Genomic DNA, 24,970 nt, shown 5'->3' on the forward strand with positions numbered 1-24,970 from the left:
AGCCCGGAGTAGAGCGCGTCATGGCCGATACTCAAGACATTCCGCGCACCCCCTGTCAGTTATACCTCATCAGCCCGCTCGAAACCGGCGGCGGCTTTCCTGCCCGGCTGGAGAACGCGCTTGCCGCGAGTGGCAACACAGGCCTCGTCACCGCCTTCCAGTTCCGCGTAAAAGGCCTCGACCAGCATGAAGCCGCGCGCCTCGCCGCTCCGCTGCAGGAAATTTGCGCGGCTCATGACGTCGGCTTCATCGTCAATGATGATGTCGCGCTGGCTAAACGGCTGGGGGCCGATGGCGTCCACCTCGGTCAGCAGGACGCTGCCCCGAGGGATGCGCGGGAGGAGCTGGGGCAGGACGTGCAGATCGGCGTAACCTGTCACGACAGCCGCCATCTGGCGATGGAAGCAGGCGAGCAGGGGGCCGATTACGTGGCCTTCGGTGCCTTCTTCCCAAGCGAAACGAAGCGATCGGAACATCGCCCCGAACCCGAGATTCTCGAATGGTGGCAGGGCATGTTCGAGCTGCCATGTGTCGCGATCGGCGGGATCACGCCTGACAATTGTGCTCCGCTGGTGAAGGCCGGCGCCGATTTCCTGGCCGTTTGCGGCGCGGTCTGGTCAGGCGACGAGAAGTCGGCGATCGAGGCATTCGCCCGGGAAATGCGCGGCGCTCAATAATTCATTAGCCCGCACGGCCCTTCTACCTATAGTCTCAGCTGAAGGGACGCGCTGCCGTTTCGGACAGCCACCCGGAAAAAGGCCTCAACCAGCTTGATGACGGTTGAGGGCCAGGGGAAGCGAACGAAGATGGCATTGAACACGGCTGATCGCATATTGACCATCGTCGTCACGGCCACGCTGACATCCGCAGCCTGGATCATCGCCGGTGGCAGCCTGATCGAGAACGCGGGCAGTGAGAGCCAGCTTGCGAGCACCCGCCCGGCTGCTTCCGCCCCCAGTCCTGCCCCGCCGCTGGACACATCGTCCGATCTTCCAAGTTATGGCCTGCAGCGCAGCGGAGCGGTAGCCGCTCCGCTTGGCACGGTGGCAGCGAGTCAGCCGATGGAGATGGAGGGACGCAACCTGATGGTTCCTGTCCTCAACATCCGAAAGGCCGACCTGAGCGACACCTTCACCGATGATCGGGCGGGCGGACGACGTCTGCACGAAGCAATCGACATCATGGCGCCCCAAGGCACTTCGGTCGTGGCAGCCGCGCCCGGAACAATCGAGCGGCTTTTCGTATCGAAGCAGGGCGGCAACACGATCTACGTTCGATCTCCGGACCGCCTGACGATCCATCATTATGCACATCTTGCGGAATATGCTCCGGGGTTGAAGGAGGGGCAGCGGGTCCGCCGCGGGCAGCGCCTCGGTTCTGTCGGCAGCACCGGGAACGCATCGAATGACGCGCCGCATCTGCATTTCTCCATCCTCCGCACGACCGCGGATGCGGAATGGTGGGAACCGTCCAACGCGATCAATCCTTATCCACTGCTGATGGGCGATGCTGGAACGGGTTCCGCCAACTGAGAACGGTTTTTCGATTGCACTTGCAAGTTCCCGCACGTCTTGCCGCCGGGCGCATCCTCGGCTAAGGCCCGCGCCAATCGAAGGGGCCCCTGCCTGCACGACAGGCATCGTGGCCGCTCCATCCTCCAGCAGGCAGGCAGTCCTCATGAAAATCAGCGGCGTAGATATCCGTCCGGGCAACATTCTCGAATATGAAAAGGGCATCTGGAAGGTCGCCAAGATCCAGCATACGCAGCCGGGCAAGGGCGGGGCCTACATGCAGGTCGAGATGAAGAACCTGATCGACGGTCGGAAAACCAACGTTCGCTTCCGCAGCGCCGACACGGTCGAGAAAGTGCGCCTGGATACGAAGGATTTTCAGTATCTTTATGCCGAGGACGAAGCGCTCGTCTTCATGGACAAGGACACGTTCGAACAGATCACCCTGCCGACCGATCTGCTGGGCGATGCCGCGGCATTCCTGGAGGATGGAATGGATGTGACGCTGGAGCTTCATGACGAGAAACCGATCAGCGTGGCCCTTCCCGAGCAGGTCGAAGCGACAATCGTCGAAGCCGATGCAGTGGTGAAGGGCCAGACGGCGTCTTCGAGCTACAAGCCGGCCGTCCTCGAAAACGGCGTTCGGGTCATGGTGCCCCCGCATATCGAAAGCGGCACACGCATCGTGGTCGATGTTTACGAACGCACCTATGTCGGGAAGGTGAGCTAAGTCCCATGGTTGCGATTTCAGGCCTCATTCGCGTCATGGAACGCGCCGCCCGCAAGGCTGGCAATCGCCTGCGCCGCGATTTCGGCGAGGTTGCGCATCTGCAGGTGAGCCGGAAGGGCCCCGCGGATTTCGTATCCAAGGCCGACCAGAATTCGGAACGCACTCTTTACGACGAACTGCTCAACGCCCGGCCCGATTGGGGATTCGAGCTTGAGGAAGGTGGTCGGATCGAAGGCGCGCCGGGCATGCCGCGCTGGATTGTCGACCCGCTCGACGGAACCAGCAATTTCCTTCACGGCATCCCTCATTTCGCGATTTCGATCGCGGCACAGGAGCCGAAGCCGGACGGCAGCGGATGGGGCGATGTCTTCGCGGCCTGCGTCTATCAGCCGGTCACCGACGAAACCTTCTGGGCGGAAAAGTCGCGCGGTGCCTGGCTGCAGGATGCGCGGCTTCGCGTTTCTTCGCGCGGGCGCCTTTCGGATGCGCTGATCGCAACGGGCATGCCGTTTCAGGGGCATGGCGATTTCGACGAGTGGTCGCGGATCTTCGGTGCCATTGGTCCGCAGGTGGCGGGCATCCGGCGCTTCGGTGCGGCCTCGCTCGATCTCGCCTGGCTGGCGGCAGGTCGCTTCGACGGGTTCTGGGAAAGCGATCTGAGTGTCTGGGACACGGCGGCAGGATGCCTGCTGGTGCGCGAGGCCGGTGGTTTCGTCACCGATTATCGCGGACGGTCGCTGCCGATCTGCGATCGCCAGCTTCTCGCTGCCAACGACACCCTGCATTCCAAGCTGCACAAGTCTCTGGCAGGTGCGCTGAAAGGCACTTCGGAGAGAGCAGCGGCGAAAAAGCCCGCTTGAAGCCTGCGCGGCGGGACGCTATCGCACCCGTCGCCGCGAGATGCCCCTGTGGTGGAACTGGTAGACGCGCTCGACTCAAAATCGAGTTTCTTCGGAAGTGCCGGTTCGAGTCCGGCCAGGGGCACCATCCACTTTCATGATTCGACCAGCTAGCGATCCGCTTTCCGGCCTCCGTGACGATCTCGGCAGGCTCGATGCAATCGGACGTCGGCGCCACTTGCGACCTACCGCCGGTCTCGATTTCTCATCCAACGATTATCTGGCGCTTGCCACAGGGCCGCGCCTGCGCGAAGCTGCTCTTGCCGCGCTTAGGGATGGTGCGCCGACCGGTTCAGGCGGGTCTCGCCTTCTTCGCGGCAACCACGCGGCGCACGAGGCGCTTGAAACTGAGGCCGCAGCTTTTTTCGGCAGTGAGGCGGCCTTGTATCTTTCGAGTGGCTACGCGGCGAACATCGCCGTTTTCGCAGCCCTGCCGAAGCCCGGCGACCTGATCGTTCACGACGCCCTTGTCCATGCAAGCGCCCATGACGGAATGCGGCTTGGCAGAGCGGGCCGGGTCAGCGCCAGGCATAATGATGTGCAGGCGTTCGCAGATTGCGTAGCGGCGTATCGGCAGGCAGGGAACCTGGGAACGGTCTGGATCGCCGTGGAAAGCCTTTACAGCATGGATGGCGACCGCGCGCCGCTGGACGATCTGATGCTGCTTGCAGACAGTGCGGGCGGGGTGCTTGTCGTGGACGAAGCTCATGCGACCGGCGTTCACGGGTGCGGCGGCAGGGGGCTTGCCCATCATCTGGACGGGCGTGCCAATGTGGTCACGCTTCGCACCTTTGGAAAGGCGCTCGGCTGCGAGGGGGCGATCATATGTGGCCCACAGATCGTGAAGGATGCACTGGTCAATCGTGCACGTCCGTTTATATTTTCAACTGCGCCATCACCCTTGTCGGCGCAGATTGCAGGTGAGAGCCTCAAAATACTGGTCGAGGAACCGCACCGCAGAGCAGACCTGCACAGGCTGATTGCTCATGCGTCCGAACGGCTCGTTCCGTTGGGCGCGAAAAGCAGCGACTCGCAGATCATCCCGCTGATCATCGGCGATGATGAAGCTGCGATGAGGACGGCGGAACAGCTGCAGGAGGCGGGTTTCGATGTCCGCGGGATTCGTCCGCCCACCGTGCCCGATGGCGAGGCCCGTCTTCGTATTTCGATCACTCTCAACATTACTGCGGCAGATATAGACAGTCTTGCCGGTACGCTGGAGCAAATCGCATGAGGTCGCTGATTGTTGCGGGGACGGATACGGACGTCGGCAAGACGGTATTCGCTGCCGCCCTGGCTGCAGCAACGGATCGTTACTACTGGAAACCGGTGCAGGCAGGGAATGAAGATGGCGGAGATTCTGCCACTGTCGCTTCGCTGGGTGTGCCTTCCAGCCGTATCCTGCCCGAAGCGTACAGCTTGGAAACACCTGCGTCGCCGCATCGTGCAGCGGAGATCGATGGCGTTACAATCGCCCACCGAAATATGGAACTGCCAGAATGTTCCTGCATCGTCGAAACCGCAGGCGGGGTGCTTGTCCCTCTCACACGCGACACGCTCTATATCGACGTCATGGCGCGGTGGGGCGCGCCAGTGGTCCTGGTTGCCCGTACGGCGCTGGGCACCATCAACCATAGCCTGCTTTCACTGGAATCCTTGCGCGCGCGGGGGATTGCGGTGCTCGGCATCGCCTTCATCGGCCCTGCGAATGAGGACAGCGAGCGTACGATCTGCGAAATGGGCGCGGTGCGGCGTCTTGGCAGGCTTCCCATTCTTGACGATCTGACAGCCGACTCGCTCAGCTCTGCTTTCTCCTCAAATTTCAACCTCGATGACTTCGCATGATGGGGACATCGATCTGGCACCCGTTCACACAGCATGGACTGCGTGAACCGATTCCCGAGATCGTGCGGGCGGAAGGAGCGGCACTTTACACGAAAGAAGGTCAGCGGATCATCGATGGCATATCGTCATGGTGGGTGAATACCCATGGCCATTGCCACCCACGCATTGCCGCCGCCATTGCGCAGCAGGCAAGCCAGCTCGATCAGATGATCTTCGCGGGCTGGACGCATGGACCCGCGCAGGAACTGGCGCATGGGTTGCGGCCGATAATGCCGCCTGACCTGACGCGCGTCTTCTTTTCCGACTCCGGTTCGACCGCGGTGGAAGTGGCACTGAAGATGGCGCTTGGTTACTGGCGGTCGCGCAAAGGAGAGGCGCGCCACCGGATCGTGGTGATGGAACATTCCTACCACGGGGACACCATCGGTGCCATGTCGGTCGGCGCCCGCGGCGTGTTCAATCAGGCTTACGAACCGTTGCTTTTCAACACGATTACCATTCCCTTTCCCGCTCCCGGACGTGAGCAGGCCACGTTGGATGCACTGGAAGCTGCCAGCCACGATGCCGCCGCTTTTATCGTCGAACCGCTCATCCTCGGCGCAGGGGGCATGCTCGTCTATCCGCCTGCCGTTCTGGCGGAGATGCGTGAGATTTGCGCCCGGCACGGTGTTCTGTTCATCGCCGACGAGGTGATGACTGGTTGGGGGCGGACGGGAACGCTGCTCGCCTGCGAACAGGCGAATGTCACGCCCGACATTCTCTGCCTTTCCAAAGGGTTGACCGGCGGATCGGTTCCGCTGGCGGTGACCATGGCGATTGAACCTGTCTACCAGGCGCATTATTCCAAAGATCGGGCGGACATGTTTTTCCACTCGTCCAGCTACACGGCCAACCCGATTGCCTGCGCCGCAGCCAACGCTAATCTGGCTATCTGGGCAGAAGAACCGGTCATGCAGCGGATCGATACTCTGGCTCGGAAACAGCAGGCATTCGTCGACAGTCTTCGGTCCGTGCCGACTGTCGAGAACGCCCGTCGCTGCGGCACTATCGCGGCTTTCGACATCAAGGTGCCATTCGGTCAACGGGGCTACATGGCCGGGCTCGCTCCGGCGCTCCTGGCCTACTATCGCGAGCGCGGCTTGCTGCTGCGCCCGCTGGGCAACACGGTTTACGCGATGCCGCCTTATTGCATCGCGACGGCTGACCTTGCTGCACTGCACGAAGGATTGGTACAGTCGGTCGACGAGGCCGTGTGATTTTTTGCCCCAATTCAACGCTAGCAGCGAGCAAATGCCTGCTTCGCTACCCATTCCCGGCGGTACCGAGTCTGCTATAGTCGAACGATGATCGCGCCGCCCTCCTTCCACGCCATCGCAGCAATGCTCGTGACAATCGCCATGTTCGTGGCGTTTGCGCGGGGGCGACTATCCGTCGAGATCATCTCGCTGCTCACCATCGCGGTGATCGCCGTGGGGCTGTATTTCTTCCCTCTGCCGGGCACGCAGCAGACCGATGGCCTGCAACTCGCCTTTTCAGGCTTCGGTCATTATGCGCTGATCACGATCTGCGCCCTGATGATCATGGGGCGCGGCCTGGTGGTTACGGGTGCGCTGGAGCCCGTCGCACGTTTCCTCGAACGATTGTTCAAGTTCAACCTGCAGCTTGGCTTGCTGTTCTCGCTGCTGCTTGCTTTCTTCCTGTCCATGGGCGTCAATGATACGCCGGTGCTGGTTCTTCTGCTGCCGATCTTCGTCCAACTAGCAGCACGGGGAGCCATGCCGGCTTCCAAGACGCTCATCCCCCTCAATGCAGCAGTGCTGATCGGCGGTATGGCGACCACGATCGGAACATCCACGAACATCCTGGTCGTTTCCATCGCGCGCGACCTGGGAGCACCAGCGATGGGAGTGTTCCATTACACGCCGATAGTGATGGTCGCAGCGCTGGTGGCGCTGCCCTATCTCTGGCTCGTGATGCCTCGGCTGCTGGGTGACAATCGGGTCACTAACCCGGCAGAGAAGCGCCGCTTTCACGCACGATTGAGAGTGGGAGAGGACAGCATTCTGAACGGCCGCCAATTGGCCGAGGTCACGCCGCGTCTGCCGGACACACTCAAATTCCACGACGTGCCCGTCGGCGTCCTGAATTCGCAGAGCCAGCTGCGGGTTTCCGGCACACATGAGAATCTGGAGGATGCGCTGCGGACCCTCGACGGCGAGGTTGCGCCCGCGTGGGTTCTCGAGCGCATTCGGATGAAGGCGACTGCGCAGGCCGAGGACATTACGGTGGTCGAAATGGCCGTGACTGCCGACAGCCGGCTGATCACCCGCACACTGCCGAGTTCCGGAATCGCCGATCTGTTCGGCGTTGCGGTGCTGGGTATCCACCGGCCCGACAGGTTGATGGCGGAACACGACCGGTTCAGCGAAGGCGGTGACATCAGGATTGCCGAAGGTGACGTCCTGCTCGTCATGGGCGTGTCGGAAGATCTTGCCGAATTTGCCCGCAATGACAGCCTATTGATCCTGGACGGTGCGCGCGAACTGCCGCGCCGGTCGAAGGCCTTGCTGGCCGGTGCTATCATGGTCGGTTCCGTCGGTGCGGCTTCCATTGGCCTGCTGCCCATCGCGATCTCTGCTTTGGCCGGTGCGATCCTGATGTTCGTGACCGGCTGCGTGAAATTCGACCGGGTCGGGCGGGCGCTGTCGGCGAAGGTCATCGTTCTGGTGGCTGCGAGCATCGCCATTGGCCGGATCGTCTCGGACAGCGGGGCGGCGGATTGGTTAGGGCTGGTCCTGTCATCGGGCCTGCAATATCTCGCACCAGCGGCAGTCTTGGCCGCAATTATGCTGTTCGTGACGCTGCTTACGAATTTCGCCTCCAATGCGACTGCGGCGACAGTCGGCACGCCCATCGCGTTCAGCATCGCAGATACTCTCGGACTGCCTGCAGAACCGCTTATCCTGGCCGTCCTGTTCGGCTGCAACCTTTGTTATGCCACCCCCATCGCCTATCAGACGAACATGCTGATCATGGCGGAAGGCAGCTATGAATTCCGCGATTACATCCGCACGGGCGTACCGCTGGTTCTGCTGATGGTGACGACCTTGTCGATATTGCTGGTGGTGAATTACGGATTGTAGGGCCGGTCAAAACCCTTTTCCGATGCCCGCCAATCTGCCATCCTTCTCTACGAACTGAACGGGTAGTGGGGGGACACTGGATGGTACGCAGATTTGGAGCCATCATCGGAGCCAGCCTGATCGCGATGGCGGCAATGCCGGTTGGCGCACAGGCTGATGATTTGAGCGATGCCGTGCAGGCGGACATGCCGGGCCTGATGGAGCTTTACCGCGACCTCCATGCTCACCCGGAACTCAGTTTCGAGGAAGTAAAGACGGCGGCCAAGCTGGCGGCGCGGATGCGCGAACTCGGTTTCGAAGTGACGGAAAAGGTCGGACGCACAGGCATTGTCGCTGTCATGAAGAATGGCCCCGGCCCCGTAGTGATGCTGCGCGCAGACATGGACGGCCTCCCGGTGGTCGAGCAGACGGGATTGCCTTATGCGTCGAAGGAAACGGCGACGCCCGCTTCTGGCGTCACGACAGGCGTGATGCACGCTTGCGGGCACGATACGCATATGGCTGGCTGGGTCGGCGCAGCGCAGCAACTGGCGGCGCGCAAGGATCAATGGTCGGGCACGCTGGTCATGATCGGCCAGCCGGCCGAGGAAGTCGGGCTGGGTGCCCTGGCGATGCTGGAAGATGGGCTCTACACCCGCTTTCCTAAACCGGACTATGCGCTTTCCTTCCATGATGCAGCACAATTTCCTGCCGGCGTGATCGGTTACTCACCGGGCTTTGCGCTCGCCAATGTCGATAGCGTCGACATCACCGTTCCCGGCGTGGGCGGGCACGGCGCGTATCCGCATACTGCCAAGGATCCGATCGTTCTCGCCAGCGCCATCGTGATGAAACTTCAGACGCTGGTCAGCCGTGAGAGCAGCCCGCTCGATCCGGCGGTGGTGACGGTGGGCAGCTTCCATTCCGGCGCGAAGCACAACATCATTTCCGACGAGGCGAAGCTGCAGCTTACCGTTCGCAGCTACAGCGATGAATCGCGCAAATTGCTGCTCGACGGCATTGCGCGGATTGCCCGGGGGGAGGCGATTGCAGCCGGTATGCCGGAGGACAGAATGCCCACCGCCACTATCGAAGATCCTTACACGCCCGCGACCTATAACGATCCTGACTTCACGGACACTGTCGTTGCGGGATTCCGCGAGCGGTTCGGCGATGACCGGGTGATGCAGGTGCCATCAGTGATGGGCGGCGAAGATTTCGGTCAGTTCCGCCGGGCAGCGCCTGAGGATGTCGAGTCGTTGATCTTCTGGATCGGCGGCGTGCCGCAGGAGCGCATGGAGGCTGCAGCCAGGGGTGAAGCGGAACTCGTCTCCCTGCACAGTCCCTATTGGGCCCCCGATGCGGAAAAAGTGATCGCCACGGGTGCCGAAGCGCTGGCTGCCGCAGCCATGAGATTGATGCCCGCACGCGGCGGCTGAGCTAGAGCATTACCGGATCAGGTCGCGAGAAGCTGCGTCGTTTCCCGAACGGGCGACCGACGCGGCCAACAAACTGTCCTGCCGCCGCTTCATCATCTTGCCTATGAGCCCGATCCGCTGATCGGCGGGCAGGGCACGAAACTGCTCCAGCGTCAGCCCCAGCATCAGCAGTTCTTCTTCGGTCGGGATGAAATCCGGATCGTCACCGAAGGATGCGGAATCGGAGAGGCCGCTCCCGGCAAGCGTCCCGCTTGCCGAAGTCCGATCCATCGGTGCTCCGTATGGTGCACTATCGCTGGCCCAGCCACCGCTGCCCGCCGGCATGCTCTTGAAGAGGGGACTTACGCGGCCATTACCCAGCTTGGCCAGTTGCCTCACCTGCTTGTCCTGCGTCTGCAAAGGACGCGAAGAAGCTTCATCATCCTGCGTAAACAGCGCCAGCAAAAGCGTGACGACCAGTGTTCCCGCAGCGAAATGCCGGAACATCCTGGGATCGACCGACGATCTGCGGATTGCGCGAGCCATTTTGCAGCCCTAACCGCAAATGACTAATCATCTAGCGAACGAAGATGGTTTCGCTAAGCTTTACAGGGCAATCCGCGACAGGCGCGTCAGGAATAGGTGCCTAGCCGGTGATGCAGCGCATTTATGCGCGCAAGTTCCTCGCGGTCGTCGGTCGTTTTCGCATGGCTGGCGAGAGCGGTGCGCAGCAGCTTGAAATCGGCGGTGGAGAACAGCGCGCGGGCGCGGGCCGGTTCGCGCTTGGTGTCTTCGGTCTGTTCGGTCATGAGCGTTGCTCCTGCAATTAAATGTTGCCTTCCTTCTGACACTGCAAGCCGCCGCATGCTAGGAAAAGTTGCGTCAGGCGCGACAAGCACGGCTTCGGAGCGCCTGTCCCAGCTTCTGCGCCTGGACTATCGACGTGAAATCCGAACGGAGGTTAAGGATTTAAAACCCCAGAAAAGCGGCACTTGAGTGCTGTAAGATTTACCGACGCTTCACCTTTCTGTAATAGCGCTGGCGATCGCTGAAAGGATTGCCGCCCGGCCACCAGAATGATCCGCCTCTTCAAACATTACATACCGCACGCGGTCATTCTGCTGGGGCTGTTCGATCTGTGCCTGCTTGCCCTTTCGGGAGAGCTTTCCTGGCTGTTCCGCGCATCGCAGATCGGAATGGATCCAGGCAGCGTCGCCCACCGGATCGGCTCTCTCGTCCTGTTTGCGCTGGTCGTCTGGGTGGCGATGATCGCCGTAGGCGTCTACGGTGCTGAGGCGCTGCGCAGCATGCGTTATGCAGGAGCGCGTTTGCTCGTGGCGGTAAGCCTCGGGATCATCGCTTTGTCTTTCATCGATTTTCTGCTGCCTGGGCACACGTTCTGGCGATCGACACTGGTCTACGCCATGGTGCTGGCGGTGTTGCTGCTGATGCTGAACCGGCTGATCGTCGGCGGGCTATTGGGCACGAACGCGTTTCGCAGACGCGTGATGGTCCTGGGTGACGGGGCGAGGGCGCTGCGGCTGAAGAAGCTGGCCGAAAAGCGCGAGGCCGGTTTCGCCATCGTCTCCTACATCGGCATGAACGAAGGTTCGCCTCTGATCGAGGAGGCGATACCCCGCAGCGCGGTGAATGATCTTGGCCGTTACGTGGAGAACCTCGGAATCAGCGAGGTCGTTCTTGCCCTTCAGGAGCGGCGCAATGCGCTGCCGCTGAAGGACTTGCTGCGCATCAAGACCATGGGCGTGCACGTCAATGACTTCAGCACCTTCCTGGAAAGGGAGACCGGGCGTATCGACCTGGATTCCGTCAATCCGAGCTGGCTCATCTTCTCCGACGGGTTCTCGTCAGGGCGTATGATATCCAGCGCCGCCAAGCGGATGTTCGACATTCTGGCGAGCGGGCTGCTTCTTGCGCTCTCGCTTCCTGTCATCATCATCTTCGCCTTGCTCGTAAGGCTGGACAGCAAGGGACCGGCGTTTTTCCGCCAGACCCGTGTCGGCCTGTATGGTCAGGATTTCGAGTTGCTGAAGCTGCGGTCGATGACCCTGGACGCGGAGGAAAACGGAGCGCGGTGGGCGGATCGCGACGACCCGCGCGTAACCCGTGTCGGCCGGTTCATCCGCAAGTTCCGTATCGACGAATTGCCGCAGGTCTGGACAGTCCTGATGGGCAAGATGAGCTTCGTGGGACCCCGCCCCGAACGGCCCAACTTCGTGCACGATCTCGAAGAACATCTGCCATTCTATGCCGAACGGCACATGGTAAAGCCCGGCATCACGGGCTGGGCGCAGATCAACTATCCCTACGGTGCGTCGGTCGAAGATGCTCGCCAAAAGCTCGAGTTCGACCTTTATTACGCGAAGAACTATACGCCGTTTCTCGATCTACTGATCCTGTTGCAGACCGTCCGCGTGATCCTCTGGCCAGAGGGGGCGCGCTGAATGCAGTCCGGGCAGATCGTTTCGGAAGGTTGGCAAATGGCTGGCTTCGTCATGCATCTTGCCGGTGCGGTCGCCTGCCTGCTGGGTGCAGCATGGCTACTCCGGACGGGACCTCACAGACGCAGCGATCGCGTGCCAACGGCGATCGCTCTTTTCCTCTCGTCCCTCTGGTGCACGATGGCGCTCGCCTTCGGCCCCTTGTCGCAGGCAGCCGCCATAGCCGAAAGCCTTCGCAATCTGGGCTGGTTCGCAGTGCTGTACGCCTTGTTTGCGCTGGATGGGCGGCATCGGAGCATGGCGCAGATCCGGCCCGTTCTCATGGCATTGGCTCTGCTTGAAATACTACAGCCGCTGATGCTCGCCCTGGATGATGCGGCAGGCAGCAGCGATACGACCCGGCTGATAGTCTTTCAGACAAGCACTCTGTTCCGCGTATTGGTGGCAGTCGGGGCGTTAATGCTAATACATAATCTGTACGGAGGCGCTTCGCAGCAGTCCCGTCAGATCGTGCGCTGGGGTGCTGCCGGGCTTGCCCTGTTGTGGGCTTTCGACCTGAATTTCTACACTGTCGGCTACCTTGATGGGCGCGCATCCTATCCCCTCGGCGCGGTTCGGGGCATGGTGATGGCTTTGTGCGTCATACCTTTGATGCTCGGACTGAGGGCCGATGCCGGTTTGCTCCGACTGAAGCCCTCGAGAGTCGTGGCCTTTCAGACGCTCTCGCTGATCGCCATCGGTCTTTATCTGTTGTTCATGGTTGCGATTGCACAGGCCCTGGGCGCCATCGATGGCGGAGTGGGCCGCCTCACCCAGGTGGCGTTCGTGCTCGTGGCAATAGTCGCAGCCTTGCTGTGGCTCCCGTCGCAGCGGCTGAGAAGCTGGTCGCGCGTGCAGATCGCCAAGCACCTTTTTCAGCATCGGTACGATTACCGGGAGGAATGGCTCCGCTTCAACCGCACCGTGGGGCGAGCCAGCGCTGGCGATGATTCATCGACACAAGGGCTCGGGACCCGGATCGCCAAGGCGCTGGCGGATATTACCGACAGTCCGGGAGCCTTGCTGCTGACTCCGGAGGAAGAAAGCGAAACCTGCTTCGATGCTGCATGGAACTGGTCAGGAGCCGACATGTTGCCGTGCGACCTTCCTGCAACGCTCGTCGCGCGACTGGAGCGGGAAAATCACATTCTCGACATCGATGCAGCAAGGATAGGTGGCGAACAGTCGGGTCCTCAGTGGCCGCTACCCCTATGGCTGCTCGAAGAGGATCGCGCTTGGGCGCTGGTGCCGCTCCTGCATTTTGAGCGCCTTGTCGGCATCGTCGTGCTTGCCCGGCCGGTCATCGCCAGAAAAATGGATTGGGAGGATTTCGACCTGCTGAAAATTGCCGGTCAGCAGCTTGCCAGCTACCTTGCCGAACGCGACGGCCAGGAGGCCCTGATGCAAGCCGGGCAGTTCGACGAATTCAACCGTCGCATCGCCTTCGTCATGCATGATATCAAGAATCTCGCCAGCCAGCTATCGTTACTGGCGCGCAACGCGGAGGTGCATGTCGAAAAGCCGGAGTTCCGCGCCGATATGCTCGTGACCCTGCGTAACAGCGCCGACAAGCTGAATGGCTTGCTGGCGCGGCTGGGGCGTTATGGCAGCCAGGGACGTGATGAATGCGCGCCGGTTGATCTTGCTGTCCTGTCGCGCAGAATCGCCGGGCGCTTCAGCGAGGCCGGTCATCGCGTCGCAGTCACGCGAGCGGACACCTGCCAGGTGCTTGCCAGCCCGGAAGGACTTGAACAGGCGCTCATTCATCTGGTGCAGAATGCTGTGGATGCGGGCGGAAAGGATGATCCCGTGACGCTGGACGTAACCACCGAAGGGCTGCACGGCTGCGTCCAGATCGTCGATTCAGGAACAGGTATGAGCCCGCAATTCATTCGCAATGGCCTGTTCAAGCCGTTCATTTCGAAAAAGCAGGGCGGCTTCGGTATCGGCGCCTTCGAAGCTCGCGAACTCGTGCGGGCCATGGACGGTCGGCTCGACGTCGAATCTCGTGAAGATATGGGAACGCGCTTCTTCCTTCGCCTGCCGCTTGCCGCTGCAGCGGAGATGCTGAAGAACGACAGTGACGCCAAGGAATTCGTCGCGAAGCGGGAGACGGCGTGATGACGCAAGCAAAGAACAAGCAGACCAGGCCCAAGCTGCTGGTGATCGAGGACGATCCCGGCCTGCAAGCGCAGCTGAAATGGGCATACGAAGATTTCGACGTCATCATTGCAGGTGACCGCGCCTCAGCGCTGACAGCGTTGCGCGCTGAAGAACCTGCGGTCGTCACGCTGGATCTCGGCCTGCCGCCGGATCCGGACGGAACAAGCGAAGGATTCGCGGTGCTCGACGCAATCATCGAGCTGAAGCCCGACACCAAGGTCATCGTCGCATCCGGGCACGGCGCGCGTGAGAGTGCTCTTGCCGCGATCGAACGTGGCGCATACGATTTCTATGCCAAGCCCGTCGACATCGACGAGCTTGGACTTATCGTGCGGCGCGCCTTCGAGCTTCACAGGATCGAGACCGAGAACCTCCGCCTTTCCGAACGTACCGGCAGGGACCAGACCGTGCTGGGCGGCCTGATTACCGCGGCACCGGAAATGCTGACGGTCGCCCGAACGATCGAGCGGGTTGCGAATACGAGCGTGTCGGTCATGCTACTGGGAGCAAGCGGCACCGGCAAGGAATTGCTCGCGCGCGGCGTTCACGACGCGAGCCCACGCGTGGACGGCGAATTCGTTGCGATCAACTGCGCGGCCATTCCGGAAAATCTGCTCGAGAGCGAACTGTTCGGCCACGAAAAGGGTGCGTTCACGGGAGCGGTCAAGACCACACCTGGCAAGATCGAGCAGGCCGATGGTGGCACATTGTTCCTGGACGAAGTCGGCGATATTCCGCTGCCACTCCAGGTGAAACTTCTGAGATTCTTGCAGGAACGCACCATTGAACGGATCGGCGGCCGCAAGGCTCTGACAGTCGATACGCGCATCGTCTGCGCCACGCATCAGGATCTGGAAGCCATGATCGGCGACGGGCGCTTCCGCGAGGATCTGTTCTACCGCCTAGCAGAAATCGTCATACGCATCCCGGCATTGAAAGAACGCGCAGGCGATCCACCGCTGCTCGCCAAGGCTTTCCTGACACGTTTTGCGGCTGAAATGAACCCGCAGGTCAAAGGCTTCGCTCCGGATGCCCTGGCGGCTATCGAGGGCTGGACTTGGCCCGGCAATGTGCGTGAACTGGAAAACCGGGTGAAACGCGCCGTCATCATGGCGGACGGGCGCCTGATCACGGCTGTCGACCTCGATCTTGCTTCAGATCAGGAGGACGACGAACAACCGCTGAATTTGAAGGCTGCGCGGGAACAGGTCGATCGTCTGGTCATTCGCCGCGCACTGGCACGCAGCGATGGAAACATCTCCGGTACGGCCCGTCTTTTGGGGATCAGCCGTCCCACTCTGTACGACTTGATGAAACAGTACGATCTGACCCCTTGATGGCAGCCCCACCTGCCGCTGCGCAGCCGAAATGATTGCCGGGCTTCTCTCGCGCATCGACTGGATGGTGCGACTGTTGCTGCTTGCCATCCTGTGCGCCAGTTTCATTCCTGTGGAAGGATCTGCGCGCGATATTGCTCAGGGCATCTCGGACGGAGCAATTTTTCTGCTTTTCCTGCTGAATGGCATGCGCCTGTCACGGGCCGACGTTTTGGCGGGATTGGGCAATTGGCGGTTCCTCGGCGCATTGGTCGCATGGTGCTACGGTGCGATGGCGCTTGCCGGCCTGGCTTTGTTTCACCTCGGTGCGGGGATTCTGCCCGGAGTGGTGGCGCTCGGCTTCCTGTACCTAGGGACGTTATCGTCGACCGTGCAGTCGGCGACCGCCTACAGTTCGCTTGCGGGCGGAAATGTCGCCTATTCTGTCGTCGCCGCGGCGCTGCTCAACATCATCGGGGTATTCCTTACCGCACCGCTCTTCTCGTTGCTGGCGGGGCAGCAGGGGTTCGACCTCGGCGGCGCGGCGCTGGTGAAGATCCTGCTGATCCTCATCCTTCCTTTCGTCCTCGGCCAGATCATCCAGTCGCGAACGAAAGACTGGATGGACAGGAACAGCGGTATCGTTGGATGGATGGACCGTTTCGCAATCGCGACCGCTGTTTACGTGGCGTTTTCCGGAGCCGTGACACAGGGCCTTTGGACCCGGGTCGATCCTTCCGCTTGGGTGGTGCTACTCGGCGGCGTGGTCCTGTTCCTCGCCTTCGGTTTCTACGGCGCATGGGTTTTGAGCGCCCGATTGCAGCTTGCCAGGCCGGCCCGGATCGCCTTCCTGTTCGCCGGCGCTCACAAGAGCACCGCCATGGGCGCGCCGCTGGCGATGGTTCTCTTTCCTCCTGCGACCGCCGGATTGCTGATGGTTCCGCTGCTCGCCTATCATCTGCTGCAACTGATCATCAGCGCTCCGCTGGCAAATCGCTTGCGGAGCCGGTCGGACTGATGGCAATCGCCTCGCCTTCTCCGTAGCGGCGATTGTGCCGGATCGACCACCAGAGCGACAGGCCGATGAGAGTGGCGCCAATCAGCCCGGTGATGGTTTCCGGAATATGCCAATGTGCCGATGCGAGCATGATCGCACCGAGCGCGATGATCGCCCAGAAAGCGCCATGCTCCAGAAAGCGGTATTGCGTGAGTGTGCCCGCCTTTACGAGGTGGATCGTCATGCTGCGAACGAACATCGCACCCACGGAAAGCCCGATCGCAATGATGATCATGTTGTTGGTGAGAGCGAATGCCCCGATCACTCCGTCGAACGAGAAGCTGGCATCTAGGACTTCGAGATAGAGGAAGCCACCAAGCCCCGAGCGGGCAGCACCCTCCGCCAGATTCTTGCCGCCATATTGGTCCAGCATCGTGCCGATCCCGTCCACGATGATGTAGGTGACGAGCCCGAGTATGCCGGAGACAAGAAAGGTAAGCGCTTCTTCGTCAGAAAGCATGAGCGAGATGCCGTAAAGCGCCAGTATCAGGATAGCGATCTCGGCTGCCTTCAGATCGGATATCTTCGACAGGAACCGTTCTACCTTGCCGATCCAGTGAACTTCCTTCTCGGCGTCGAAGAAGAAGTTCAGGCCTACCATCGTCAGGAACGCGCCGCCGAACCCGGCAATCCCGACGTGAGCGCCGGATACGATCGCCTCATAAGCGACAGGGTCGTTGAGCGACAGATTAATTGCAGCCACCGGTCCAAGACCTGCTGCGACGGCGACTATTGCAAGCGGGAAGACGATGCGCATCCCGAACACGGCGATCAGGATGCCCCATGTGAGGAAGCGCCTCTGCCATTTCTCGCTCATGTCGCGCAGCACGGTCGCGTTGACCACTGCATTGTCGAAGCTCAAGGAAACTTCGAGGATCGAAAGGACGAACACAATCCACAGGATCTCTGCCGTTCGCGCAACGGAACCCGTGCTGTCGAACCCGTACCAGACCGCCAGGAGAAGGCAGGCAAAGGTGAAGCCGAGCGAAAACTTGTAGTATCGCAGGAGCGTATCCATAAGTGTCGTTTTCCGTGTTTTGCCGCGTTGTGGCGGTAAGGCGGCTTCGCGCTATTCAAAGCAGCCAAGGAACGCAAGGTCAGCGCGGCTGATAGGTCTGGCCGGCACCGGGAAAGCTTCGGCTGCGCACTTCACCGGCATATTCGCGCACGCGTTTCTCGATCAGCGCTGCGATGTCATCATATTTTTTCACGAAACGGGGCACGCGCTCGAACATGCCGAGCATGTCTTCCGTGACCAGCACCTGCCCGTCGCAGCGGGAGGAAGCGCCGATCCCGATGACCGGACAGGACAATGCTTCGGTTACCGCAACGGCGATGCGTTCGACCACTCCCTCCACCACGACCGCGAATGCGCCCGCGTCGTCGAGTGCGCGGGCGTCACCCAGGATCTTTTCCGATTCCGTGTCGCTGCGCCCGCGCGCGGCGTATCCGCCCAGTACGTTCACGGCTTGCGGCGTCAGCCCGACATGACCCATGACCGGGATGCCACGTTCGGAAAGGAAAGCCACGGTTTTCGCCATTGCCTCGCCGCCCTCCAGCTTGACGGCGGCGGCACCGCTTTCCTTGAGCAGGCGTGCCGCACTCTCGAAGGCCTGCTGGGGCGAAGATTCATAAGCGCCGAAGGGCATGTCGACGACGACCACCGAATGATAACTGCCGCGCACCACTGCGGCGGCGTGGTTCGCCATCATGTCCATCGTGACCGGCACGGTTGAAGGCAGGCCGTAGATGACCTGACCGAGCGAATCGCCGACCAGCAAAATGTCGCAATGCTCATCCAGCAATTGAGCCTGACGCGCCGTGTAGGCGGTCAGCATGACGATGGGTTCGTCCACCTTGCCATTTTGCTTGCGCGCACGGATCTTCGGCACGGTTAGCCGCTTCATCGGGCTGGGAGTCGGATTGGCTCGGCTGGTGCTCGTATCGAGCTGGAAGGTCGTGGACATGGCGGCTTTCCTAGCGGCAGGCGAACGATATGGCAAAGCCGCGCACTCGACGTGACGGTCAATCGTTGTAATAGGCGAAATAGACATGCGCGAAATGTGCAGAAGCTTGGGAGGATAATGCGGATGATCGCCACCACCGGTTCAGATGAAGCAGCCAGGCAGCCGGGCACGAATGAGGGCTGGTCGTCGCGTTCGGCTTTCATCCTTGCGGCAGTCGGCTCCGCAGTCGGCCTCGGCAACATGTGGCGGTTCCCTGCCGAAGCCGGTGCGAATGGCGGCGGCGCTTTCGTGCTGTTCTACATCCTGTGTGTCGTTCTGATCGGGCTGCCGGTCCTGCTTTCGGAAACGCTGATTGGTCGGCACGGTCAGGCATCCGCCCCGGAGAGTGTCCGGCGCATGGCTGCCGAATCCGGCAAATCTCGGCATTGGGACGCCTTGGCATCCATCGGCGTGCTTGGTGCGTTTATCGTGCTCAGCTTCTACTGCGTGGTCGGCGGATGGGTGCTGTATTATGTCGGCGCCTTCGCACAGGATCTCGTTACGACCGGGCTGACGGGCGGTGCTTTCCAGGGCCGTCCGGCCGAGGAAGTGGAGGCTCTCTTGCCCGGCCTGTTCGGCAATGGCGGGCTGATGGTGGCGTTGCAGGTCGTGTTTCTGCTCATCACCCTCTATTTCGTGGCAAGAGGCGTCTCCGGCGGCATCGAGTTCGTCGCCACTTGGCTGATGCCCGCTTTCTTCATCCTGTTCCTTGCCATCACCGTCTATGGCGCATTCACCGGCGGGTTTGCCGAGGCAGTCACCTATCTCTTTTCCTTCGAGCCTGAGCGTTTGACCGGGCCGGTGATGCTGGCAGCAGTGGGGCAGGCGTTCTTCTCGCTGTCGCTGGGGGTTGCGGGGATGATCACCTATGGCTCTTATGTCGGCCGTGACGTGAATCTCGCTGGCACTTCGACCATCATTGCTGGCGCGGATACAGCGGTTGCGCTGATCGCCGGGCTTTGCATCTTCCCCATCGTCTTTGCTGCCGGGCTGGAGCCGAATGCGGGGCCGGCGCTGATGTTCCAGTCGCTGCCGCGCGCCTTCCAGGACATGCCTGTAGGTTCGCTCATCGGGCTGCTCTTCTTCGTGATGGTGTTCTTCGCCGCTTTGACCAGCTCGGTGTCTCTGCTCGAAGCACCAACCGCCTGGGTGAAGGACAAGTTTGAAATGTCGCGCGTGGCCGCGACCATGTGCGTCTCGGCAGGCGCATTGTTGCTGGGCGCACTGGCCGCCCTGTCGTTCAACACTCTGGAAGCCTGGCACCCGCTGGACGGCATGTCGCTGTTTGCAGATATGGGCGTGTTCGACATTCTGGATACTGTCACCAGCAAGGTGCTGATGCCCATTGGTGCCATTCTCACCTCGATCTTCGTCGGCTGGATTGCTTCGAGGCGCCTGATCGATGCCGAAAACGGGTTGAACGGCGGACTTCACAAGTTCTGGCTGTTCCTCGTCCGCTGGCTTTGCCCGCTTGCGCTGACGGCAATCCTCCTTGTCGGTATCTTCCCGTCGCTGACGGATTAGAGCGCATGCACTTTTCAGCTTCCCGTCGGCGCTGAACGGGATTATCCCCCGCGCGCCGGCTGGTTGCGCGGGAATGTCCTGCGGCGGGCCTGGGGGGAAATGCATGCGGTGATATTCAATCGTGTGAAGCCGCTCGACGCCATTCTGGATGTCGCTGCGAAGAAGTCACTGGAACGCACGCTTGGCGGCTTCCAGCTCATGTTGTTTGGTATTGGTTGCGTCATCGGCACGGGTATCTTCGTGCTGACGGCCGCGGGCGCGCAAAAGGCGGGGCCGGGGCTGATGCTGGCCTTTGCCATCGCTGGCGCGATCTGCATCGTTGCAGCCCTGTGCTATGCTGAAATTGCCGCGATGATCCCCGTTTCGGGGTCCGCCTACACCTATACCTATGCCACGATGGGCGAACTGCTGGCGTGGACCGTCGGCTGGGCGCTGATCCTCGAATATGCGGTTGCTGCCAGCGCTGTTTCGGTTGGCTGGTCCGGCTATTTCGCGGGTACGATCCTGAACGAATTCCTCGGCATTCAATTGCCGGCCTGGCTATCCGCAGGGCCGCTGATCCTGGGCGGCGCGCCGGGCGGGCTTATCAATCTGCCCGCTCTCGTGATCGCCTTGCTTGTCACTTGGCTGCTGATGGTAGGCACGCGGGAAAGCGCTATCTTCAACACCATCCTGGTTGCAATCAAGGTGGCGGCGCTGACCGTGTTCCTGATCCTGACCCTGCCTTCTGTGGAATTGCAGCGCTTCAACCCGTTCCTGCCTGCTGGCCTGTTCGGCGGGTTCGGCAGCGGTGTCGGCGCGGTTGGCGCAGCGGCGACGATCTTCTTTGCCTATGTCGGCTTCGATGCGGTCTCGACGGCGGCGGAGGAAACGAAGAATCCGCAGCGCAACGTTCCCATTGGCCTTGTCGGGTCGCTGCTGTTCTGTACGGTCTTCTACATCCTCGTGGCCGCAGGTGCGATCGGCACGATCGGCGGGCAGCCCATCATGGGGCCGGGTGGTATCCCGTTCCCTGCAGGGTCCGAAGAGCTGGCACGCCAGTGCGCCCTACCGCAATATGCACAGATGCTGGTCTGCTCCGACGAAGCGCTGGCGCATGTGTTGCGCCAGATAGGCTTCTCGGAAGTGGGGAACATGCTCGGCATTGCGGCTTTCGTCGCTCTGCCGTCGGTCATCCTCGTGCTTCTGTTCGCACAGACGCGCATCTTCTTCGTCATGAGCCGCGACGGCTTGCTGCCGGAGAAGCTGAGCAAGGTGCATCCCAAGTGGAAGACGCCTTACATCGTGACCATGATCACCGGTGCGGTCGTGGCCGTGGGCGCTGCGTTCCTGCCAGTGGGCCAGCTTGCCGACATCTCGAACGGGGGCACACTGTTCGCCTTCATGATGGTGGCTATCGCAGTGATGGTGCTGCGGCGGACCGCGCCTGACGTGAAGCGCAGTTTCCGCACACCTGCTCTCTGGCTGGTAGGCCCGGCGACGATTGCCGGCTGTATCTTCCTGTTCCTCAACCTGCCGTTTCTGGCGATGCTGGTCCTGCCGATCTGGGCGATCATCGGTCTGTTCGTCTATTTCGGTTACAGCCGCAGCCATAGCTTGCTGGGCAAGGGCATCGTCGAAATTCACGAGCACGATACCGCTGCGCTCGAGCCTGACATACCGGGCCTGGCGGATCGCGGCCGGGACTGACGACCGGCGATAAAAAGGGGCCGCTTCCTGGCTGGAAGCGGCCCCTTTCATCTCGGGTTGAATGACTTAGCGCAGGGACGTCTTGGCGTGGTGTTCCGCGCCTTCTTCCCGCACGTCCATGCCAAGCATCATCTTGGTTGTGGTCAGCGCGCCAAGCTTGGTGCTCCAGATTTCCGCTTCACCCAAGTCCATGCGCAGCATGAGCAGGTTGGGATCGTCCTTGCCGCCCTTGTACCAGGCCTCGACCGTGTTGCTCCAGTGCTGTTCCAGCCTCTCGCGGCTGAGTTCCTCGGTCAGAGTGCCTTCGATCCGCGCGAAAATCTCGTGGCCCTTGCCCGCGAAGGTTGCGACGGCACGGCCCATCTTGGCGAGGTCACTGTCCTTGTGCGAGAAGAACCAGATGGAATGTTCCGCATCCCGGTCCAGCTGGGCGGTCATCACCACGGCCGCATCCGGTGCGTCATTGCGTTCGAGAAATACGAAGGGCGAATCCGCGAGTGCATGCCAGAACTTGTTCTTCAGTTCCTCGGGGTCGCCTTGTCCATACTGCATTCGATTACTCCTTTTGCGTTTGTTTATGAACGGGCGGATAGGGCGGATGTTCCGAGTGCATGGAGAGTGAGGGGCAGCCTGATTTGGTCGTTCCGGTGTTGCGGGGGTTGAAGCTGCAAAACTGTGGAAAGGCAGATTGCCAATCCGGAATGAGGGGAACATAATAGGAACAAACGAGTCGATTCCTTTATGAAAAATCCTGCCGAAACCACATCGAACCATCACGCGCTTGCCCGGCTGTGCTCCAGCCTGCCGGGCGATTTCACCCATCTGTCGGCCTTGTCGCCCGATCAAGGGACGGATGCGGACCGGGTCGCCAGACAATGGCGCCCCGGATCGGCCGGCGCCCTGCATAGCGAGATCTTTGCCTGCGGGAACGAAGCTGCAGGGGCGGGAATGGCGCTGTCGCTGGCACTGGATGCCATGCGCGCGGCTGCCCGGGACAGGAGCGGGCCTGCCGCTGCCGCTCCTTCCGATGATCAGCGCGCGATATTGTGGGTGCAGGAACGTGCTGCGGCAAAGCGCGGCGGCTATCCCTATCGCCCGGGAATGCCGCCCGATCTGCAGCGCCGGGTGATCCATGTTCTGGCCGAAAAGCCCAAGGATGCCCTGTTCGCGCTGGAAGAAGGGGTGCGATGCCGCGACCTTGCCTTCGTTGTCGGCGAGATTGTCGGCAATCCGCAGGTGCTGGACTTCACCGCTTCGCGCCGGCTCAGCCTTGCGGCGGAACATCATGGGGTTCCGCTGTGGTTGGTGCGAATCGATGCAAGTCGCGATCTCAGTTCCGCCCGGATGCGCTGGGATGCCCGTTCCGTCCCTTCGCCGCGCCCCCGCTGGAACAGGGATGCTCCCGGTACGCCCGGATGGCATGCGAACCTGTTCCGCGCCCGCACTCACCCCCCTGCAGAATGGATAATGCGCGATGACGGATATCGCCTCGATGTCGAGCCACCGGAACGGCAGCACACCGGCGCCGGAGCAGGGCAGGTCAGCGGACCAGGCTGCGGGCCGGCGGATCCTGTCGATCTGGTGCGCGCGGCTGGCGATTGATCGCTGGCGTCATGCTCAGGGCTGCGCGGAAAGGGAAGGAGCGGATGCCGACCCGCTGGTACTGATTACCGAAACCGCGCACGGCCCGCGCATCGATGCCGCCAATGGTGCAGGCCAGGCCGCCGGTGCACTTCGCGGCATGATGCTGGCCGATGCCCGCACGCTCTGCCCGCATCTGAAAGTGGCGATCAGCGATCCTGCCGGCGATCTCGACTTCCTGGAACGCCTGGCCATCTGGGCGCAGCGCTGGGGGCCGTGGAGCGCGCTCGACCCGCCTGACGGTTTGCTGGTGGATATCAGTGCGGCCAGCCATTTGTTCGGCGGGGAACGGGCCTTGCTGACGGATTTGCAGCAGCGTTTCAAAGCTCGCGGCCTGGCAGTGCGCACCGCCATTGCGCCGACCGCCGGTGCCGCCTGGGGGCTGGCGCATTACGGCCCATGCGATGGGCGGGGCGGTGCCATTCTCGCCGCACAGGACGATGCGCGCGCCATGCTGGCCGACCTTCCCATGGCGGCCCTGCGACTGGATGACGATGTGCTGACCGTCTTGCGCAGACTGGGCCTGAAGCGGCTTGGCGACATGGACGGGATCGGGCGCGACGCGATCATGCGCCGCTTCCGCAACCGGCGTTCGCCGGCCGCCAATCCGCTGATCCGCATGGACCAGCTGCTGGGCGGCGTGCCCGAACCGCTGCTTCCCGTGGTGCCGACCCACATGCCAATGGTGCAGCGCCGCCTCGTCGAACCGATCCGGCACCGCGACCTGCTGGACCAGGTGCTGCGCGACCTGTCGCAGGACATGGCCCGCACCTTGGAAGGCCGGGGCGAGGGGGCACGGCGTCTTGAACTCGGCCTTTGGCGCGTGGACGGGGAGGTGGTGGTCCGCCGCCTCGAAATGGCTGCCGCCACGCGCGAGGCCGATCATATCTGCCGCCTGTTCGCGGCACGGCTCGACGATGTCGATGCAGGGTTCGGCATCGAAACCGTGCGTCTGCGTGTCAGCTGGGCGGAAGGCCTCTCGCTGGAGCAAGGAGATCTGGACAAGGCGGCGGAGGAACACGGTACATCCCTTGCGGCCTGCATCGACCGGCTGACCGTTCGCCTGGGAACGGATGCGGTGCGGCGCCCGGTGCCCCATGCCAGCCATATTCCCGAACGGGCCCAGCGCTGGCAGCCACCCCTTGCCCCGGAATCCCCCAGCCAGGGGCAGCTCGCCTTTCACGCACGCCCGCTGAAAATGCTCGAACGGGCCGAAGCCATTGCGGTGCTCTATGCCACGCCCGACGGATTTCCCCGGCAGTTCCGCTGGCGCGGGCAGGTGCATGAGGTTTGCCGGGTAGAAGGGCCGGAGCGGATCGCGCCGGAATGGTGGCGCGAGAAATCGACGGTACGCCTACGCGATTACTACCGCATCGAGGACCAGGAGGGGCGGCGCTACTGGATTTATCGCCACGGCATTATCGGTGACGGGCGCGGGGGTGTGCCCGACTGGTATCTGCAGGGGTTATGTGCCTGACAGACAGGATAAATAATCCTTGCCTCCTCATGCGGTTGCGATGTTTTCACGAAACAGGTTGGAGAATCGTAGCG

General features: G+C 61.7%; 22 protein-coding genes and 1 tRNA gene. 18 read left to right on the plus strand and 5 right to left on the minus strand.

The genetic code is table 11. The annotated features are described in order from the left end of the window. Window positions 1–20 precede the first annotated feature (20 nt). The 10 genes from thiE to G7A66_RS00315 all read left to right on the plus strand — a co-directional run bounded on the left by thiE (window position 21) and on the right by G7A66_RS00315 (window position 9,546). The gene (thiE, locus tag G7A66_RS00270; RefSeq protein ID WP_174293710.1) at window positions 21–677 is read left to right on the plus strand and encodes a thiamine phosphate synthase; all 657 of its coding nucleotides are present in this window, start codon (window positions 21–23) and stop codon (window positions 675–677) included. A 135-nt stretch (window positions 678–812) separates the two neighbouring features. Continuing rightward, complete coding sequence (locus G7A66_RS00275) at window positions 813–1,532, plus strand: M23 family metallopeptidase (RefSeq protein WP_174293824.1); 720 nt, start codon at window positions 813–815, stop codon at window positions 1,530–1,532. A 145-nt stretch (window positions 1,533–1,677) separates the two neighbouring features. After that, complete coding sequence (efp, locus tag G7A66_RS00280) at window positions 1,678–2,241, plus strand: elongation factor P (protein ID WP_174293711.1); 564 nt, start codon at window positions 1,678–1,680, stop codon at window positions 2,239–2,241. A 5-nt stretch (window positions 2,242–2,246) separates the two neighbouring features. Continuing rightward, window positions 2,247–3,101, plus strand: a complete 855-nt coding sequence (locus G7A66_RS00285) for an inositol monophosphatase family protein (protein WP_174293712.1) — start codon at window positions 2,247–2,249, stop codon at window positions 3,099–3,101. Between the two features lie 42 nt (window positions 3,102–3,143). After that, window positions 3,144–3,228 (plus strand) — tRNA-Leu (locus tag G7A66_RS00290). A 9-nt stretch (window positions 3,229–3,237) separates the two neighbouring features. Further along, window positions 3,238–4,374 carry an 8-amino-7-oxononanoate synthase gene (locus tag G7A66_RS00295; protein ID WP_174293713.1) on the plus strand — a complete coding sequence of 379 codons (1,137 nt, stop codon included), beginning with the start codon at window positions 3,238–3,240 and terminating at the stop codon, window positions 4,372–4,374. After that, a complete protein-coding gene (bioD, locus tag G7A66_RS00300) occupies window positions 4,371–4,985 on the plus strand; it encodes a dethiobiotin synthase (RefSeq protein WP_174293714.1) in 615 nt (204 codons plus the stop codon). Before G7A66_RS00295 ends, bioD begins: the two co-directional genes overlap by 4 nt. Continuing rightward, the gene (locus G7A66_RS00305) at window positions 4,982–6,241 is read left to right on the plus strand and encodes an adenosylmethionine--8-amino-7-oxononanoate transaminase (protein WP_232366550.1); all 1,260 of its coding nucleotides are present in this window, start codon (window positions 4,982–4,984) and stop codon (window positions 6,239–6,241) included. The genes bioD and G7A66_RS00305 overlap by 4 nt, the downstream gene beginning before the upstream one ends. A gap of 87 nt (window positions 6,242–6,328) precedes the next feature. Continuing rightward, window positions 6,329–8,128 (plus strand): SLC13 family permease, encoded by a 1,800-nt coding sequence (locus tag G7A66_RS00310; protein ID WP_174293715.1) that lies wholly within the window; start codon window positions 6,329–6,331, stop codon window positions 8,126–8,128. An 80-nt stretch (window positions 8,129–8,208) separates the two neighbouring features. Next, window positions 8,209–9,546 carry an amidohydrolase gene (locus G7A66_RS00315; RefSeq protein ID WP_174293716.1) on the plus strand — a complete coding sequence of 446 codons (1,338 nt, stop codon included), beginning with the start codon at window positions 8,209–8,211 and terminating at the stop codon, window positions 9,544–9,546. A 9-nt stretch (window positions 9,547–9,555) separates the two neighbouring features. On the opposite strand, the gene G7A66_RS00320 is transcribed toward G7A66_RS00315, so the two are convergent. Then, window positions 9,556–10,071 (minus strand): hypothetical protein, encoded by a 516-nt coding sequence (locus tag G7A66_RS00320; RefSeq protein ID WP_174293717.1) that lies wholly within the window; start codon window positions 10,069–10,071, stop codon window positions 9,556–9,558. 86 nt (window positions 10,072–10,157) lie between these two features. Then, the gene (locus G7A66_RS00325) at window positions 10,158–10,334 is read right to left on the minus strand and encodes a hypothetical protein (protein WP_174293718.1); all 177 of its coding nucleotides are present in this window, start codon (window positions 10,332–10,334) and stop codon (window positions 10,158–10,160) included. A 267-nt stretch (window positions 10,335–10,601) separates the two neighbouring features. Between G7A66_RS00325 and G7A66_RS00330 the strand changes: the two genes are divergently transcribed. Genes G7A66_RS00330 through G7A66_RS00345 form a run of 4 tightly spaced genes read left to right on the plus strand, consistent with a single transcriptional unit; the run spans window position 10,602 to window position 16,520 of the window. After that, window positions 10,602–11,987 carry a TIGR03013 family XrtA/PEP-CTERM system glycosyltransferase gene (locus G7A66_RS00330; RefSeq protein WP_174293719.1) on the plus strand — a complete coding sequence of 462 codons (1,386 nt, stop codon included), beginning with the start codon at window positions 10,602–10,604 and terminating at the stop codon, window positions 11,985–11,987. Continuing rightward, on the plus strand, window positions 11,988–14,144 hold the full coding sequence (prsK, locus tag G7A66_RS00335; protein ID WP_232366551.1) for an XrtA/PEP-CTERM system histidine kinase PrsK: 2,157 nt from the start codon (window positions 11,988–11,990) through the stop codon (window positions 14,142–14,144). It abuts the gene before it with no gap. Continuing rightward, window positions 14,144–15,523 carry a PEP-CTERM-box response regulator transcription factor gene (gene prsR, locus G7A66_RS00340; RefSeq protein ID WP_174293720.1) on the plus strand — a complete coding sequence of 460 codons (1,380 nt, stop codon included), beginning with the start codon at window positions 14,144–14,146 and terminating at the stop codon, window positions 15,521–15,523. Before prsK ends, prsR begins: the two co-directional genes overlap by 1 nt. 31 nt (window positions 15,524–15,554) lie before the next feature. Continuing rightward, entirely contained in the window at window positions 15,555–16,520 is a 966-nt protein-coding gene (locus tag G7A66_RS00345; protein ID WP_174293721.1) for a bile acid:sodium symporter family protein, read from the plus strand. Here the strand turns inward: G7A66_RS00345 and G7A66_RS00350 are convergent. Together G7A66_RS00350 and panB are read right to left on the minus strand one after the other, a co-directional pair. Further along, complete coding sequence (locus tag G7A66_RS00350) at window positions 16,477–17,577, minus strand: DUF475 domain-containing protein (protein WP_174293722.1); 1,101 nt, start codon at window positions 17,575–17,577, stop codon at window positions 16,477–16,479. The two genes, G7A66_RS00345 and G7A66_RS00350, sit on opposite strands and share 44 nt — an antisense overlap. Before the next feature lie 79 nt (window positions 17,578–17,656). After that, entirely contained in the window at window positions 17,657–18,526 is an 870-nt protein-coding gene (panB, locus tag G7A66_RS00355) for a 3-methyl-2-oxobutanoate hydroxymethyltransferase (RefSeq protein WP_174293723.1), read from the minus strand. A gap of 123 nt (window positions 18,527–18,649) precedes the next feature. Between panB and G7A66_RS00360 the strand changes: the two genes are divergently transcribed. Next, on the plus strand, window positions 18,650–20,089 hold the full coding sequence (locus G7A66_RS00360; RefSeq protein ID WP_174293827.1) for a sodium-dependent transporter: 1,440 nt from the start codon (window positions 18,650–18,652) through the stop codon (window positions 20,087–20,089). Between the two features lie 108 nt (window positions 20,090–20,197). After that, window positions 20,198–21,778, plus strand: a complete 1,581-nt coding sequence (locus tag G7A66_RS00365; protein ID WP_174293724.1) for an amino acid permease — start codon at window positions 20,198–20,200, stop codon at window positions 21,776–21,778. A 66-nt stretch (window positions 21,779–21,844) separates the two neighbouring features. On the opposite strand, the gene G7A66_RS00370 is transcribed toward G7A66_RS00365, so the two are convergent. Beyond that, window positions 21,845–22,330: a pyridoxamine 5'-phosphate oxidase family protein gene (locus G7A66_RS00370; protein WP_174293725.1), complete on the minus strand. Its 486-nt coding sequence runs from the start codon at window positions 22,328–22,330 to the stop codon at window positions 21,845–21,847. Between the two features lie 189 nt (window positions 22,331–22,519). Here G7A66_RS00370 and G7A66_RS00375 point away from each other — a divergent pair, with 189 nt between their 5' ends. After that, complete coding sequence (locus tag G7A66_RS00375) at window positions 22,520–23,380, plus strand: hypothetical protein (RefSeq protein WP_174293726.1); 861 nt, start codon at window positions 22,520–22,522, stop codon at window positions 23,378–23,380. After that, complete coding sequence (locus tag G7A66_RS00380; RefSeq protein WP_232366558.1) at window positions 23,271–24,896, plus strand: DNA polymerase Y family protein; 1,626 nt, start codon at window positions 23,271–23,273, stop codon at window positions 24,894–24,896. The genes G7A66_RS00375 and G7A66_RS00380 overlap by 110 nt, the downstream gene beginning before the upstream one ends. Window positions 24,897–24,970 lie beyond the last annotated feature (74 nt).

Source organism: Alteripontixanthobacter muriae (genome assembly GCF_013336795.1).
Classification (GTDB): domain Bacteria; phylum Pseudomonadota; class Alphaproteobacteria; order Sphingomonadales; family Sphingomonadaceae; genus Pseudopontixanthobacter; species Pseudopontixanthobacter muriae.

Bases quoted from the DNA above. Each gene is read 5' to 3' on its own strand.
- G7A66_RS00315 (WP_174293716.1), top strand. From the start codon at position 8,209: ATGGTACGCAGATTTGGAGCCATCATCGGAGCCAGCCTGATCGCGATG.
- G7A66_RS00360 (WP_174293827.1), top strand. From the start codon at position 18,650: ATGATCGCCACCACCGGTTCAGATGAAGCAGCCAGGCAGCCGGGCACG.
- G7A66_RS00330 (WP_174293719.1), top strand. From the start codon at position 10,602: ATGATCCGCCTCTTCAAACATTACATACCGCACGCGGTCATTCTGCTG.
- G7A66_RS00295 (WP_174293713.1), top strand. From the start codon at position 3,238: ATGATTCGACCAGCTAGCGATCCGCTTTCCGGCCTCCGTGACGATCTC.
- bioD (WP_174293714.1), top strand. From the start codon at position 4,371: ATGAGGTCGCTGATTGTTGCGGGGACGGATACGGACGTCGGCAAGACG.
- prsK (WP_232366551.1), top strand. From the start codon at position 11,988: ATGCAGTCCGGGCAGATCGTTTCGGAAGGTTGGCAAATGGCTGGCTTC.
- G7A66_RS00305 (WP_232366550.1), top strand. From the start codon at position 4,982: ATGATGGGGACATCGATCTGGCACCCGTTCACACAGCATGGACTGCGT.
- efp (WP_174293711.1), top strand. From the start codon at position 1,678: ATGAAAATCAGCGGCGTAGATATCCGTCCGGGCAACATTCTCGAATAT.
- G7A66_RS00380 (WP_232366558.1), top strand. From the start codon at position 23,271: ATGTCGAGCCACCGGAACGGCAGCACACCGGCGCCGGAGCAGGGCAGG.
- G7A66_RS00310 (WP_174293715.1), top strand. From the start codon at position 6,329: ATGATCGCGCCGCCCTCCTTCCACGCCATCGCAGCAATGCTCGTGACA.
- G7A66_RS00375 (WP_174293726.1), top strand. From the start codon at position 22,520: ATGAAAAATCCTGCCGAAACCACATCGAACCATCACGCGCTTGCCCGG.
- prsR (WP_174293720.1), top strand. From the start codon at position 14,144: ATGACGCAAGCAAAGAACAAGCAGACCAGGCCCAAGCTGCTGGTGATC.
- G7A66_RS00325 (WP_174293718.1), bottom strand. From the start codon at position 10,334: ATGACCGAACAGACCGAAGACACCAAGCGCGAACCGGCCCGCGCCCGC.
- panB (WP_174293723.1), bottom strand. From the start codon at position 18,526: ATGTCCACGACCTTCCAGCTCGATACGAGCACCAGCCGAGCCAATCCG.
- G7A66_RS00370 (WP_174293725.1), bottom strand. From the start codon at position 22,330: ATGCAGTATGGACAAGGCGACCCCGAGGAACTGAAGAACAAGTTCTGG.
- thiE (WP_174293710.1), top strand. From the start codon at position 21: ATGGCCGATACTCAAGACATTCCGCGCACCCCCTGTCAGTTATACCTC.
- G7A66_RS00285 (WP_174293712.1), top strand. From the start codon at position 2,247: ATGGTTGCGATTTCAGGCCTCATTCGCGTCATGGAACGCGCCGCCCGC.
- G7A66_RS00345 (WP_174293721.1), top strand. From the start codon at position 15,555: ATGATTGCCGGGCTTCTCTCGCGCATCGACTGGATGGTGCGACTGTTG.
- G7A66_RS00350 (WP_174293722.1), bottom strand. From the start codon at position 17,577: ATGGATACGCTCCTGCGATACTACAAGTTTTCGCTCGGCTTCACCTTT.
- G7A66_RS00320 (WP_174293717.1), bottom strand. From the start codon at position 10,071: ATGGCTCGCGCAATCCGCAGATCGTCGGTCGATCCCAGGATGTTCCGG.